General features: G+C 68.3%; 16 protein-coding genes. All 16 read right to left on the reverse strand.

Annotated elements, in window-relative coordinates:
* Positions 1-38: 38 nt before the first annotated feature.
* Positions 39-1,955, reverse strand: coding sequence for a fumarate reductase/succinate dehydrogenase flavoprotein subunit (locus IT359_00485; GenBank protein MCC6927438.1), 1,917 nt, complete (start codon positions 1,953-1,955; stop codon positions 39-41).
* The gene (locus IT359_00490; GenBank protein MCC6927439.1) at positions 1,952-2,755 is read right to left on the reverse strand and encodes a succinate dehydrogenase cytochrome b subunit; all 804 of its coding nucleotides are present in this window, start codon (positions 2,753-2,755) and stop codon (positions 1,952-1,954) included. The genes IT359_00485 and IT359_00490 overlap by 4 nt, the downstream gene beginning before the upstream one ends.
* An 80-nt stretch (positions 2,756-2,835) precedes the next feature.
* Positions 2,836-3,762 carry a malate dehydrogenase gene (mdh, locus tag IT359_00495; protein ID MCC6927440.1) on the reverse strand — a complete coding sequence of 309 codons (927 nt, stop codon included), beginning with the start codon at positions 3,760-3,762 and terminating at the stop codon, positions 2,836-2,838.
* Between the two features lie 118 nt (positions 3,763-3,880).
* Positions 3,881-4,864 (reverse strand): GTP 3',8-cyclase MoaA, encoded by a 984-nt coding sequence (moaA, locus tag IT359_00500; GenBank protein MCC6927441.1) that lies wholly within the window; start codon positions 4,862-4,864, stop codon positions 3,881-3,883.
* The gene (locus IT359_00505; GenBank protein MCC6927442.1) at positions 4,861-5,340 is read right to left on the reverse strand and encodes a molybdenum cofactor biosynthesis protein MoaE; all 480 of its coding nucleotides are present in this window, start codon (positions 5,338-5,340) and stop codon (positions 4,861-4,863) included. Before IT359_00505 ends, moaA begins: the two co-directional genes overlap by 4 nt.
* A complete protein-coding gene (locus IT359_00510; GenBank protein ID MCC6927443.1) occupies positions 5,340-5,585 on the reverse strand; it encodes a MoaD/ThiS family protein in 246 nt (81 codons plus the stop codon). Before IT359_00510 ends, IT359_00505 begins: the two co-directional genes overlap by 1 nt.
* A gap of 133 nt (positions 5,586-5,718) precedes the next feature.
* Positions 5,719-6,081: an integration host factor subunit beta gene (locus IT359_00515; protein ID MCC6927444.1), complete on the reverse strand. Its 363-nt coding sequence runs from the start codon at positions 6,079-6,081 to the stop codon at positions 5,719-5,721.
* A 74-nt stretch (positions 6,082-6,155) separates the two neighbouring features.
* Positions 6,156-7,289, reverse strand: coding sequence for a glutamine-hydrolyzing carbamoyl-phosphate synthase small subunit (gene carA, locus IT359_00520; protein ID MCC6927445.1), 1,134 nt, complete (start codon positions 7,287-7,289; stop codon positions 6,156-6,158).
* Between the two features lie 13 nt (positions 7,290-7,302).
* Complete coding sequence (gene secG, locus IT359_00525) at positions 7,303-7,692, reverse strand: preprotein translocase subunit SecG (GenBank protein MCC6927446.1); 390 nt, start codon at positions 7,690-7,692, stop codon at positions 7,303-7,305.
* Between the two features lie 66 nt (positions 7,693-7,758).
* On the reverse strand, positions 7,759-8,508 hold the full coding sequence (locus IT359_00530; protein MCC6927447.1) for a triose-phosphate isomerase: 750 nt from the start codon (positions 8,506-8,508) through the stop codon (positions 7,759-7,761).
* A gap of 5 nt (positions 8,509-8,513) precedes the next feature.
* Positions 8,514-9,710: a phosphoglycerate kinase gene (locus IT359_00535; GenBank protein ID MCC6927448.1), complete on the reverse strand. Its 1,197-nt coding sequence runs from the start codon at positions 9,708-9,710 to the stop codon at positions 8,514-8,516.
* Between the two features lie 4 nt (positions 9,711-9,714).
* Positions 9,715-10,725: a type I glyceraldehyde-3-phosphate dehydrogenase gene (gene gap, locus IT359_00540; GenBank protein ID MCC6927449.1), complete on the reverse strand. Its 1,011-nt coding sequence runs from the start codon at positions 10,723-10,725 to the stop codon at positions 9,715-9,717.
* A gap of 8 nt (positions 10,726-10,733) precedes the next feature.
* Positions 10,734-11,576 (reverse strand): ComF family protein, encoded by an 843-nt coding sequence (locus IT359_00545; GenBank protein ID MCC6927450.1) that lies wholly within the window; start codon positions 11,574-11,576, stop codon positions 10,734-10,736.
* A gap of 140 nt (positions 11,577-11,716) precedes the next feature.
* Positions 11,717-12,541, reverse strand: a complete 825-nt coding sequence (locus IT359_00550; protein MCC6927451.1) for a shikimate dehydrogenase — start codon at positions 12,539-12,541, stop codon at positions 11,717-11,719.
* On the reverse strand, positions 12,538-12,996 hold the full coding sequence (locus IT359_00555) for a low molecular weight protein arginine phosphatase (protein MCC6927452.1): 459 nt from the start codon (positions 12,994-12,996) through the stop codon (positions 12,538-12,540). Before IT359_00555 ends, IT359_00550 begins: the two co-directional genes overlap by 4 nt.
* A 101-nt stretch (positions 12,997-13,097) precedes the next feature.
* Positions 13,098-13,769, reverse strand: coding sequence for a threonylcarbamoyl-AMP synthase (locus IT359_00560; GenBank protein ID MCC6927453.1), 672 nt, complete (start codon positions 13,767-13,769; stop codon positions 13,098-13,100).
* Between the last annotated feature and the right edge of the window lie 6 nt (positions 13,770-13,775).

Here is a 13,775-nt window from a genome sequence, read left to right on the forward strand (position 1 = left end):
ACGAGAGGACGGGACGACGAGAAGACGAGGGTGGCCGTTCATTTGTAGGACCTCGTCGCCAGGTGCACGTTGTCGAAGACGAGCGGCTCCTTGTTGAGGATCGGCGCCTTCCCTTCCCCGGCATATTCCCAGGCCGCGACGTAGGCAAACTGCTCGTCGTTGCGCTTGGCCTCGCCGTCCTCGGTCTGGTGCTCGGTGCGGAAGTGGCCGCCGCACGACTCCTCGCGGTGCAGCGCGTCGCGGCACATCAGCTCCCCTAACTCGAGAAAGTCGGCGACGCGCCCGGCCTGCTCCAGCGACTGGTTCAGTTCCTCGCCGCCCCCGGGGACGTGCAGGTTCTCCCAGAATTCCTCGCGCAGCGACGGGATCTTTCCCAGCGCCTCCTCGAGCCCCTGGGCATTGCGGGCCATCCCGCACTTCTCCCACATGATCTTGCCCAGCTCGCGGTGGAACGACTGCACGCTTCGCTTGCCACGGATTCCCAGCAGGCGCCTGGTGCGCTCCTCCACCTCGCGCTCGACCGCACGCACCTCGGGGTTGTCCCTCGACAGCGGCTCCAGCTTGTGACCGGCGAGGTAGTTGCCAATGGTGTACGGAATCACGAAGTAGCCATCGGCGAGCCCCTGCATCAGCGCGCTCGCGCCCAGCCGGTTGGCGCCGTGGTCCGAGAAGTTGGCCTCCCCCAGCACGTGCAATCCGGGAATGGTGCTCTGCAGGTTGTAGTCGACCCAGAGCCCGCCCATCGTGTAGTGCACGGCGGGGTAGATGCGCATCGGGACGGTGTACGGGTCTTCGTCGGTGATGCGCTCGTACATCTGGAACAGGTTCCCGTAGCGTTCCTCGATGCGGTCGCGCCCCAGTCGCTTGATGGCGTCGCGGAAGTCGAGGTACACGCCGAGCCCACCCGGCCCCACGCCGCGCCCGCTGTCGCAGGCCTCCTTGGCCGCGCGCGACGCAATGTCGCGCGGCGAGAGGTTGCCGAACGACGGGTACTTCCGCTCGAGGTAGTAATCACGCTCGGCGTCCGGGATGTCGTTGGGGTTGCGCGTGTCGCCCTGCTTTTTCGGGACCCACACGCGCCCGTCGTTGCGCAGCGACTCCGACATGAGCGTGAGCTTGGACTGGTACTCACCGCTCTGCGGGATGCACGTGGGGTGGATCTGCGTGTAGCACGGGTTGCCGAAGGCGGCACCGCGCTTGTAGGCCCGCCAGATGGCGGTGGTGTTGCACCCCTTGGCGTTGGTCGACAGGTAGAAGACGTTGCCGTAGCCGCCCGTGGCCAGCACCACCGCGTCGCCCAGGTGCGTCTCGATCTTGCCCGTGACCAGGTTGCGGGTGACGATCCCGCGCGCGCGACCGTCGACGACGACCAGGTCGAGCATCTCGGTGCGGGCGTGCATCGTCACGCCGCCCTTGGCGATCTCCTTCTCCAGCGCCTGGTAGGCGCCTAACAAGAGCTGCTGCCCGGTCTGGCCGCGCGCGTAGAACGTGCGCGACACCTGCGCGCCGCCAAACGACCGGTTGGCGAGGAGGCCGCCGTATTCGCGCGCGAACGGGACGCCCTGCGCCACGCACTGGTCGATGATGTTGACCGAGATCTGCGCCAGGCGATACACGTTGGCCTCACGCGCCCGGAAGTCACCCCCCTTCACGGTGTCGTAGAACAGGCGCTGGATCGAGTCGCCGTCGTTCTGGTAGTTCTTGGCCGCGTTGATCCCGCCCTGCGCGGCGATCGAGTGCGCTCTTCGTGGCGAGTCCTGGAAGCAGAAGCACGAGACGTTGTAGCCCAGCTCCGACATCGACGCCGCGGCCGCCGCGCCCGCCAGTCCCGACCCCACCACGAGGACGTGGTATTTCCGCTTGTTGGCGGGGTTCACGAGCTTCATCTCGAACTTGTGCTTGTCCCACTTCCCGCTCAGCGGGCCGTCGGGGATGTTCGACTTGAGTTCCATCAGCGTGCGCCTCCCGTCGTGAGCGAGGCAACCGGGGTGGCGGCGGCGTTCGCCGCCCGTACGGTCGGGGATTCGTCCATCACCGGCGTATCATCGGTGAACATGCCGAGGGCCGCGCCGATGGGCACGGCCGCGAATCCGATCGCCACCACGACGGCGATGACGATCGCCAGGTTGCGATGGAGGGGATTGGCCGAGGGGCGTCGCGCCCCCAGCGTGCGCAGCGATGCCCACGCGCCGTGGAACAGGTGCAACCCGAGCGAGGCCATCGCCAGGAGGTAGAAGGCCACCGCCCAGGGGCGCGAGAAGCCGCTGCGCAGGTTGTTGTACGGGTCGAGGTGACGGAAGCCCGGGACGCCCAGGCCGAACGTCATGTCGGCGATATGGAAGACGATGAAGGCCAGGAGGATGACGCCGCCCACGCGCATGGTGCGCGAGGCGAGCGTGGCCACCTGCGCCTTCTTGCTGCCGTAGGGAACCGGGCGCGCCGCACGGTTGCGCGCCGTCAGCTGCAGAGCCGCCGTCACGTGCAAGGCGACCGCGGTCACCAGCGCCCCGCGGATGAGCCAGAGAAGGCCGCCGGTCTTGCGCAGGAGGAGGGCGTAGTCGTGCATGGCCTGCGCCGCGCCCGTCCCCTTGAACATCTGGAGGTTGCCGGCCATGTGGCCAACGACGAAGCCGATCCCGATGATCCCGGTCACGGCCATCACGACCTTCTTGCCGACGCTGGAATCCCAGAAGCGTTTCACGCGACTCGCCGATACCCGCTCGCCGCTACTCGCCGGCATCGCTGCTGTTGCCATGGGGCACGAGGTGTAGGGGGAAGGAAGGAGTGGGGAGGCAAACGGGGCGCGCAATCCGCGCGCCCCGTGCACGTCCTCGGTCAGGCGAGCTTGGCCATCGGCTCTCGCACGGCGTCCGCGCTCTTGCCTAACGCCACGCGCTCGGCGCTCGTGAGTTCGACCTCGATCACCTGCTCCAGCCCCTTGCGCCCAAGCTTGCACGGCACGCCAAGGAAGAGCCCCGACATCCCGTACTCGCCCTCGAGCCACGCGGCGCACGGCAGGATGCGCTTCTGGTCCTGCACGATGGCCTCCACCATCTGCACCGCCCCGGCCGACGGGGCGTAGTACGCCGAGCCGGTCTTGAGGTAGGACACGATCTCCGCGCCGCCGTTGCGCGTGCGGTCCACGATCTTGTCGAGGACGTCGCGCGCCATCAGCTGCGTGATGGGGATGCCGCTGACCGTCGTGTACGAGATGAGCGGGACCATCGTGTCGCCGTGCCCACCCAGCACCATGGCCTGGATGTCACGCACCGAAATGTCGAGCGCCTCGGCCAGGAATGCACGATAACGCGCCGTGTCCAGCACCCCCGCCATCCCCAGCACGCGCTCGCGCGGGAAGCCCGACGCCTTCTTGGCCACGTGGCACATCACGTCGAGCGGGTTCGAGACGATGATGAGGATCGCGTTAGGCGAGGTGCGCGCCACGCTCTCCGCCACCGACTTCACGATCCCCGCGTTCGTGTTCATGAGGTCATCGCGCGACATCCCCGGCTTGCGGGCAATGCCGGCGGTGATCACCACGATGTCGGAGTCGACCGTCTCGTCGTACCCGTTGGTCCCGACGATGCGCGTGTCGTACAGCTCGATGGGCGCCGACTGCCATTGGTCGAGCCCCTTGCCCTGCGGAATGCCCTCGGCGATGTCCACGAGGACGACCTGCTTGGCGAGTTCCTTTTCGGCCAGTCGCTGCGCGGCGGTTGCACCCACATTGCCAGCGCCGACGACCGTGATCTTGTTGACCATGTATCGGATCGTGTGAAAGGATCGGTGAACGGATGAATCCAAGCTAGCCCGCGCGCTCCGCCCCTTCAACGCCCTCATCCGCACCCCCGCCCACCGCCCCTCTCCCGCCCCTCGCCGGCTACCCGCCCACCTGCGACAACGCGCGCAAGCCGCCCACCTGCATCTGCAGCAACTGATGCTCCTTGGGCTTCTCGGCCAGCGCCTGCCGGAAGAGCGGCTCCAGCGCCTCGCCGCGACGCAACGGATCGCGCAGGTTCACCTCGTGGTCGCCGTACAGGCACGTCCGCAGCCGGCCATCTGCCGTTAGGCGCACCCGGTTGCACGCGCCGCAGTAGGTGTGCGTCATCGGCGTGATCACCCCCACCGTCCCCGGCGACCCGTTGATCCGGTAGTACTGCGCGGGGCCGTTGCCGCGAGGGCCCGCGTCGCTCGTTAGGGGACCCAGCGCCGAGAGGCGCTGCAGGATTTCCTCGCTGGGCACCACGTGCTCCCACGTGAGCTCCCGCATGTCGCCCACCGGCATCAGCTCGATGAAGCGCACGTGCCACGGATGGTCGAGCGCCAGGCGCGCGAAGTCCACGACCTCGTCGTCGTTGATCCCCCGCATGACGACCATGTTGATCTTGATGGGCGAGAGCCCCGCCGCCTCCGCCGCACGCGCCGCGTCCACCGGCGAGAGTCCGAGGTTCCGTCGCGCGATGGCCGCAATGCGCGCCTCCTGCAACGAGTCGGCGCTCATGTTCACGCGGTCGAGCCCCGCCGCCGCCAGCGCCGGCGCCAGCTGCGGCAGGCGCACGCCGTTGGTCGAGAGCGCGATGTCCTCGATGTGCGGGACTGCCTTGAGCATCCCCACCAACGTGGGGAGTTCGGGGCGAATGGTCGGCTCGCCCCCCGTGATGCGCAGCCGCCGCAGCCCCAGCGGGGCAAGCTGGCGCACAACCTCGGCAATCTCCTCGTACGAGAGGATGTCTCGCTTCGGAAGCCACTCCAGCCCTTCCAGCGGCATGCAGTACAGGCACCGGAAGTTGCAGCGATCGGTGACCGAGATGCGCAGGTATTCGATGCCGCGCCCAAACTGGTCTTGCAGCACGAGCCCGCTCATGCGCGCCCCTCCTGCGGTGCACCCGTGATCACCGATTCCCCCGCGCGCGCTGTGCCCCCCGACCGCGTGGGATCGACCCATTCGCGCGTGCCATCCACGTAGTGCTCGCGCTTCCAGATGGGGACGCGGCGCTTGAGCTCCTCGATGGCGTAGCGCATCGCGTCCATCGCCGCCCCGCGGTGAGGGTGCGATATGGCAATCGCCACGCTCGCCTCGGTGAGCGCCAGGTAGCCCAGGCGGTGCTCGATCACCACGTGCTCGGTCGCGAACGCTTCACAGGTCTCGCGCGCGATCGCGTCCAATTCGCGTTGCGCCATCGTCTCATAGGCCGAGTAGTCGATCCCCGCCACATCCCTACCCTCGTTCACTTCCCGCACGGTGCCGACAAAAAGGGTCGATGCCCCTGACGAGGGGGCGTTCACCTCGGCCAGCAGGGCGGCCGCGTCGATGGCACCGTGCACCAACGCCGCGCGCATCAGCCCCCGGCCACCGGAGGGATGATCGCCACCTCATCGCGCTCGCTCACCGCGTCGTCGAGGGAGGCGTAGCTCTCGTTGACCGCGACGAGCGGTTGCGGCGGGAGCTTCGCGGTCGTGGCGCGCGCGCGCACCGACGCCAGCACGTCACGAACGCGCGCCGTGGGGGCGATTTCGACGTCGATTGCCGACGCGCCGAACGCCTCGGCGTACGACGCGAACAGGAGAACCCTGACCGTTGGCATACGAGGGAAGACTAGCCCGGGGGCAGCGCCACGCAACCGTGGCCGGGGGGTGCGGCCGCACGTGAAAACGCCCCATCCGGCTGGGCCGGCGGGGCGTCAATGCTGCCTCGAGATTGCCGCGATGACACGAGGCTCACGCCTCGCTCATCTCCTCCTCATGATCGTCATCCCAATCGTCCAGGTCTGCGCCATCGAGCGGCTCGAGATCGGCGACCATCGCACGCAGCTCCTTGGACGGCTTGAAGACGGGGACCGGGCGGGCCGAGACCTCGACGGGAGAGCCGGTTCGCGGGTTACGCGCCATGCGGGTCTTGCGGTGCCGAATCTTGAACGTGCCGAAGCCCCGAACCTCGATGTTCTTCTGGGCCTGCAGCGCTTCCTTGATCGCCTCGAGGAACGAATCGACCACGCGCGCGCAGTCCTTCTTCGAGATCATCGGCCCGGCCGTGCGGGAAATCTGCTGCGTGACGCGCTCGACGAGGTCGGCTTTGGTCATTGCGTAATCTCGAACAGGACGAGGTCCGAAGGCTCGAAAGTTTGGTCGAACATAGAACGCTTAGCTATTGTGTGTCAAGCGTTTGGACCACTTCGCCCGACCTCTCCTCTCACCGCATTGATGAACTGCCGGAACAGCGGACGGGCGTCATGCGGCCCCGGCGCAGCCTCCGGATGATACTGCACCGAGAAGATCGGCAGCGTGCGATGCCGCAACCCCTCGACCGTTCCGTCGTTGAGGTTGATGTGGGTCACCTCGAGTTCCGGCGCCCCCGGGATCTCGCGCTCGTCGCCCTGGACGGCGAAGCCGTGGTTCTGCGACGTGATGAGGACGCGGCCCGTCGCGAGCTCCTTCACCGGCTGGTTCCCCCCGCGATGCCCGAACGGGAGCTTCACCGTCGAGCCGCCAAAGCTGAGGCCGATGAGTTGGTGCCCAAGGCAAATCCCGAACACCGGCACTCCCGCCTCACCAATGCTCCGGATCGCCGCCGGGGCGTAGGCGACGGCGGCCGGATCGCCGGGGCCGTTGGAGAAAAAGACGCCGTGCGGCTTGAGCGCGAGCACCTCGGCCGCCGAGGTCGTGCTGGGGACCACGGTGATGCGGCAGCCGTGCGCCTCGAACAGTCGGAGGATGTTGCGCTTGATCCCGAAGTCGTAAGCGACGATGTGATACGGGGCGTTCTCCGCCCCCCAGTGATAGACCCTATCGGTGGTCACGACCGACGCCAGGTCGAGCCCTTCCATCGACGGGCAGGCATCGAGCGCCGACTGCGCCTCGGCCGTGGCCGCCTCACCGGCGCCAATGACGCCACGCATGACGCCCGCCGAGCGCAGGTGCTTGGTGAGCCGGCGCGTGTCGATCCCCTCGAGGATCGGGACCCCCGCGTTGCCTAACCACGAGCGCAGATCACCGCTCGCGCGCCAGTTCGAGAAGGTGCGCGAGAGCTCCCGCACCACGACCGCCGCCACCTGCGGACGCCCCGACTCGGGGTCTTCGGCGTTGACGCCGTAGTTGCCGATCATCGGGGCCGTCATGACCACGATCTGCCCGCGATAGGACGGGTCGGAGAACGTCTCCTGGTAGCCAGTCATGTTCGTGGTGAACACGACTTCGGCAACGGTCACCGGGGCGGGCGCTGCCAGTCGCCCGTGAAAAAGGGTTCCGTCCTCGAGGAGGAGGAACCCTGGAAGGTCTGCGTGAGCGGTCACGTCGCGGAGTGAACTACTGCTTCGGAGTCGACGGGGCTGGGGCCGGCGTGGCCGGCGCCTTCTCCAGCGGAACGACGGGCGCGGTGGCCGGAGCCTGGTTCTTCGTGGCCGGCGCGGTGGGCGCCGCGCCCGACAGCGGCGTGTCGAGCACCGACTTCGGCACGCGCGTACGCACCGACATCAGCTGCAACACGAACGCCAGGAGCAGGAAGACGCCGCCCCCCCACCAACTCACCTTCGTGAGGAGGTTGCCGGCCTGTCGCGACCCGATGAGCGAGTCGGACGAGGACGACGTTCCGCCGAAAGAAGCGGCGAGGCCGCCTCCCTTCCCCGACTGCAGGAGAATCGCCGTGATCACGGCGAAGCTGACGAGGATGAGGATGATCAGGAGAAAGGTGTACATGCGCGCGGCGCTGAAAGGGGCTCGTTCGTGCTAAGCACGGAATATTGAACCACTTACAGACATGAATCAAGTGCGAACGATGGACGACCATCCTTCGGCATCCAGCGAAGCGCCGCCCACCAGCAACCCATCCACCTCGCTGGCGTCGAGCAGGGCCGCGGCGTTGCCCCGGTTCGCGCTCCCGCCATAGAGAATCGGGATCGCCTTGGCCCGCTCTCCCAGCAGCCCGACCAGGTCCTGACGGATGAGCAGGTGGATCGCCGACGCGTCGTCCGGCGTCGCCGTGCGCCCGGTCCCGATGGCCCACACCGGCTCGTAGGCGATCAGCATTCCCGCCACCTGATTCGGTTCGATGAGCGAGATCCCCGCGCGCAGCTGCCGCAGGACGACCGTCTCGGTCTCTCCCGACTCGCGCTGCGCCAGCGTCTCTCCCACGCACAGCACGGGGGCGAGCCCTGCCTTGACCGCGGCGGCGACCTTCCTGGCCGTCTCCTCGTCGGTCTCGCCGAAGACGTGCCGGCGCTCCGAATGCCCGACCAGGACACAGGTGGCGCCGGCGTCGCGCGCCATTCCCGCCGAGAGTTCGCCGGTGAAGGCGCCCTTGTCTTCCCAGTAGATGTTCTGCACACCAACCAGGATGTCCTGCCGATCCTTGAGCATCTCCAGCACCGTGGTCAGCGTGACCGCGGGTGGGAAGAAGATGACCTGCCGGTCGGTGCGTCGTGCGTAGTGCGCCAGGAACGAGCGCAAGAAGGCCCGGGCATCGCTCGGGCCATGGTTCATCTTCCAGTTGGCGGCAAAGACAGGGTGCTGCATGGGCCTCACTTGTCGTCCAGCGCGTCGACTCCAGGGAGCAACTTTCCTTCGAGGAACTCCAGCGAGGCGCCGCCACCGGTCGAGACGTGACTCATCGCTGACTCCAACCCGGCTTCCGCGACCGCCGCGGCGGAATCACCGCCGCCCACGATGGTCGTGGCGCCGTTCTTCGTCGCTTCGGCCATGGCCTTGGCGATTGCCAGCGTCCCCTGGTCGAACGGGGGATTCTCGAAGACCCCCATGGGTCCGTTCCAGAGCACCGTCTTGGCCGACCGGATGGCGCGCGCGTACGACTCCATCGTTTCCGGCCCGATGTCGTACATGGCCTCGTTGGCCGGGATGGCGTCTCGTTTGGTGGCGTGCGCCGCTGCGCCGTTGTCGATGGCGGTGGAGACCACCGCGTCGTGCGGGAGGGTGAGCCTGTAGCCGGCGCGCTCCACCAGCGACGCGGCGAGTTCGACCCGATCGGGCTCGACGAGCGACGTGCCCGTCTCGAGCCCCATCGCCTTGAAGAAGGTGCAGGCCATGGCGCCACCGATCAGGAGCCCGTCCACCTTGGGAAGGAGCGCCTCGATCACGTCGATCTTGCCCGACACCTTGGCGCCGCCGAGGATGGCGATGAACGGCCGCCTGGGCTCCGCCACCGCTGTTCCGAGGTAGTCGAGTTCCTTCTCCATCAGGAAGCCGGCAACCGCGGGTTTGAGGTAGGCGGTCACGCCGGCGGTGGACGAATGCGCGCGATGCGCCGACCCGAAGGCGTCGTTGACATAGAGGTCGCCGAGCCTGGCGAACGCCTGCGAGAGCGCGTCGTCGTTCTTCTCCTCGCCCTTGTGGAAGCGCGTGTTCTCGAGGAGAAGTATCTCGCCGTCGCCTAACGCCTGCGTCGCGGCCACCGCACTGTCGTCGGCCGACGAGGCGTGGAAGCGAACCGTGAATCGCGTCCGCCTCGCCAGTTGCCTGGCCGCCGGGGCAAGCGAGTATTTGGGATCGGGGCCACCCTTGGGGCGCCCGAGGTGCGAGAGGAGGACGACGCGCGCCCCTCGCTCGGCGAGATACTCGAGCGTCGGGAGCGCGGCGACGATGCGCGTGTCGTCCGTAACGTTGCCCGCGTCGTCGAGCGGGACGTTGAAGTCGACGCGCACCAGGACCCGACGCCCCTTGAGCTGGGCGTCGGGCAGGTCGCGAATGGTCTTCTTGTTCATGAGCCTAGAGCTTGGCGCCGACAAACTGGATGAGGTCGACGCAACGCGTGGCGTATCCCCACTCGTTGTCGTACCAACCCGAGACCTTCACCATCGTCCCATCGATCACGTTGGTGTTCTTCGCGTCGATGATGCACGAGTAGGCGTTCCCGATGTAGTCCGACGAGACGAGTTCGACCTCGGAGTAGCCGAGGATCCCCTTGAGCGGCCCGCCCTGCGACGCCGCCTGCAGCGCCGCGTTGACCTCGGCGACCGTCGTCGACTTCTCGACCTCGACGGTGAGTTCGGTAAGCGAGACATCGGGGGTGGGGACGCGAATCGCGATCCCGTCGATCTTCCCCTTCACTTCCGGAATCACGAGCGACGTCGCCTTGGCGGCCCCCGTCGTGGTCGGGATGATGGAGAGCGCGGCGGCACGCGCACGGCGCAGGTCCTTGTGCGGAAGGTCCAGGATGTTCTGGTCGTTGGTGTACGAATGGATCGTCACCATCGCGCCGTGCCGGAAGCCGAAGTTGTCGCGGATGACCTTGACCATCGGCACCAGGCAGTTGGTGGTGCACGAGGCGTTGGACATGATGTGATGCGTGGCGTTGTCGTACTTGTCGTGGTTCACGCCCATCACGATGGTGATGTCCTCGCCCTTGGCGGGGGCCGAGATGATCACCTTCCGGGCCCCGCCGTCGATGTGCTTCTGCGCGTCTGGGGCGTTGGTGAAGCGTCCGGTCGATTCGAGGACGATGTCGACGCCGAGTTCCTTCCACGGGAGCGCCGACGGGTCCTTCTGCGCGTAGACCTTGATCGTGTCGCCGTCGATCGTGATCGAGTCGGCGGTCGACTCGACCGTTCCCTTGTAGGTGCGATGGACCGAGTCGTACTTGAACAGGTGCGCCAGCGTCTTGGTGTCGGTCAGGTCGTTGACGGCCACGAAGTCGATCGCGGCCCCCTGCTCCTTGGCCGCGCGAATGACCTGACGTCCGATGCGGCCGAAGCCGTTGATGCCAACTCGAATACCCATATCTGCGCTCATCCTCGCGAAAGCCATGTAGGCGGCTGGTCACCCGCTGCGCGGGCCCGGCCGAAGGTGACGTAGCTGACGATTCGCGCCCCGGCGTTCCACAACGTGGTGGCGCACTCGTTCAGGGTCGCCGCGGTCGTGACGACGTCATCGACCAACATGACATGGGCGCCGCGCACTTTCGCCGGCGCCCCTGCGACGAGCCTGAAGGCATCGGCAACGTTGCGCAAACGCTCTGCTGGTGTCAATCGCGTTTGCGACGGTGTTGCCTTCGGGCGTTCGATGACATCATCCCACACCGGAATGCCCCATCGTGGGGCAAGGGCGAGCGCCAACTCCCGGCTCTGGTTGAAGCCGCGCTCGCGCTCCCGTGCCGCGGCGAGCGGGACCGGAATGAGCGCCGCGCGCTCGGCCACCACGTCGTCGGGCCAGTCCAGGCGCGACATCCGCTCCGCCATTTCGCGCGCGATCGACTTCCACCCCTCGTACTTGAGCGCGTACACCATCCGCTCGGCGTCGCCGCCCGGGACCCAGCACCACGAGCGCGCCGCGCGCACGAACGGAGGGAGCAGCACACACCAGCGGCAACTCTCCGTCCCCACCGGGTGCCCGCAGCGCGCGCAGCGCGGGCGCGGGAGCGCCGTCACGCGTGACCAGCACGTGGCGCAGGCGATGGCGTCGACGTTGGGAGGAATGAGGCGCTCGCACGCTACGCAATGTCGTGGCAGGAGGAGCGCCTCGAGCGCCGCGGCACCTTCGCGCGCCCCGCGCACCGCCACCTGCAACCCCGCGCGCATGAGCGCCCCGACACGATCGCGAGGCGAAGCCTGTCCCCCGAACTCTGTCCCCATGCCGCCCTCTTCGCTGGTGTGGCGATGGGTGGCGCGCGCGAGCCCACGCTCGTTGCGCCTGCGCAGGCCGCGCGCGCGCGGTTCCGCGTGTGCGTGTGCACGTGCCCTCGCACGTGCGCGCGCACGGCGCAGCGGCGCGGCTACGGTCGAGCGGCGCGTTGCAGGGCGTCCCGCATCACCGCGAGATCTGCGGCGCGAGCGAACCACCGCTCGAACGATCTGGCGCCCTGATGCAACAACATCTCGATGCCGTCCAGCGCCGCGTGTCCCGCTGCGCGTGCCTCGCGCACCCATCGCGTTTCGCCAGGACGATACACCAGGTCCATCACGCGAGCGTCACGTGGGAGCGCGGCGAGGCCCAGGGGGAGGGCATCGTCGCGCATGCCGACCGGCGTGGCGTTGATCACGAGCGTTGCCCCCGACAAGGCATCCGACGCCGAGCCCGCCAGCCGCACCAGGGCGGGAAAGCGTGCCGCCAACGCCGCGCTTCGCGATGCGGTGCGGGCAAAGACGCGCACCTGCGCACCGGGCCAGCGTTCGATGGCGGCACAGACCGCGGAGGCCGAGCCGCCGCTCCCCAGCAGTGCCACGCGCGCCGACGCGCGCTCGACGCCCAGGGCATCGGCCAACGCCTCGATCCCGTGCACGTCGGTGTTGTCGCCAACCAGTCGCCCGGTGGCATCGACCCAGAACGTATTCACGGCCCCGGCGCGTTCGGCCAGCTCGCTGCGAGCGGCGCAGGCGCGGTACACGGCGTCCTTGTGCGGAATGGTGACGTTCCCCGCGGCGCGTTGGGCCAGGAGTAGCTGCAAGACACCAGAGAGCGCGTCCGGCGGGACGTCGAGCGCCTCGTACGCGAGCGGGATCCCCGCCGCGCGCAGCGCGGCGTTCTGGAAGGCGGGCGAGAGGGAGTGCGAGACCGGGTGACCGAGGAGGACGAGCCGCCCCGGCAGCGGTGCCGTCACGCCGGCTCGGGCGTGAGCGCGTCGAAGACGCGGCGTATTTCGCGCTGCAACTCCTCGAAGGTGGCGCGATACACGTCGAGCCCACCGCCGAACGGATCGCTCACCGCGATTCCTTCGCCCCCGGTGCGGGCGTACGACGTGAGGAGGTGCGCGCGCCCTTCGCCACCGAGCGCCAGGACGCGCTCCAGATGGTGCGGTCCCATGGTGAGGATCAGGTCCGACTCCTGCACGAGATCGCTCGTCAGTTGACGCGCCGAGTGTCCACCGAGATCGAGGTGCCGTTCGAGCGCCACGAGGAGGGAGCCGTCGGAGGCCGGGGCGCCATCCCAGGCGCTGGTGCCGGCGCTGGCGATCTCGATGTCCTCACGCCCTCGCTCGATGGCCTCGCGCCGGGCGATGGCCTCGGCAAGCGGCGAGCGACAGGTATTCCCGGTGCAGACGAAGAGGATCTTCACGACGTCGTGGGGATCGGGTATGAGGGTAAGGTGAACTTACTCGACCAGGCGCCGGATCGCTTCGCCCGTTTGTCCGATTGGCGCGTCGCGCGCCCCCCGACTCAGGTGTCGCCGACCAGGTCGGGGACCGCCTCGCGCAGGACCGCGGAGGGGATCGCCCCCGGGCGTATGACGCGCGGCCGGCTCCCGGTACAATCGACCACCGTGGACGGCGGCGAGTCGACGAGCCGTCCGCCATCCAGCACCCGAATGATTCCGCGCGTGATCTCGGGCTGCCATTGCGCGACGACCTCGCTTGCCGCCATGGCGGGAGGTTGACGCGGGCGGTTGGCGCTGGTCGAGGTGATCGGGTCACCGTAGGCGCGCAGGAGACGTTGCAGCCCCGGGTGCGAGGTCCACCGGACGGCGACGCCCCCTTCCGGGCCGCGGAGGCGGGGGGGAACTCGCCGGTCGCCGCCGTTGAGCACGAGGGTGAGCGGCCCTGGCCAATGTCGCGCCGCCAGCGACGAGGCGGCTCGGGAGAGTGTCAGGTCGAGGCGGGAGAGCATGTCGCTCCCCGCGATGAGGAGGAGGAAGGGCTTGGCGGGGGGGCGGTGCTTGAGGCGCACCAGCGTCTCGACGGCATCGTGATCCACGGCCGTGCCGAAGCCGTACACCGTCTCGGTGGGGTAGGCGAGCACTCCCCCGCCCTGCAGGTGTTCGACGGTGTCGCGCAGCGAGGCCTCGACCTCGGGTGGGGACCAGAACGGGACGGACAGCAGCGGGGTGCTCATCGGCGC

This window comes from Gemmatimonadaceae bacterium (assembly GCA_020852815.1).
Classification (GTDB): domain Bacteria; phylum Gemmatimonadota; class Gemmatimonadetes; order Gemmatimonadales; family Gemmatimonadaceae; genus SCN-70-22.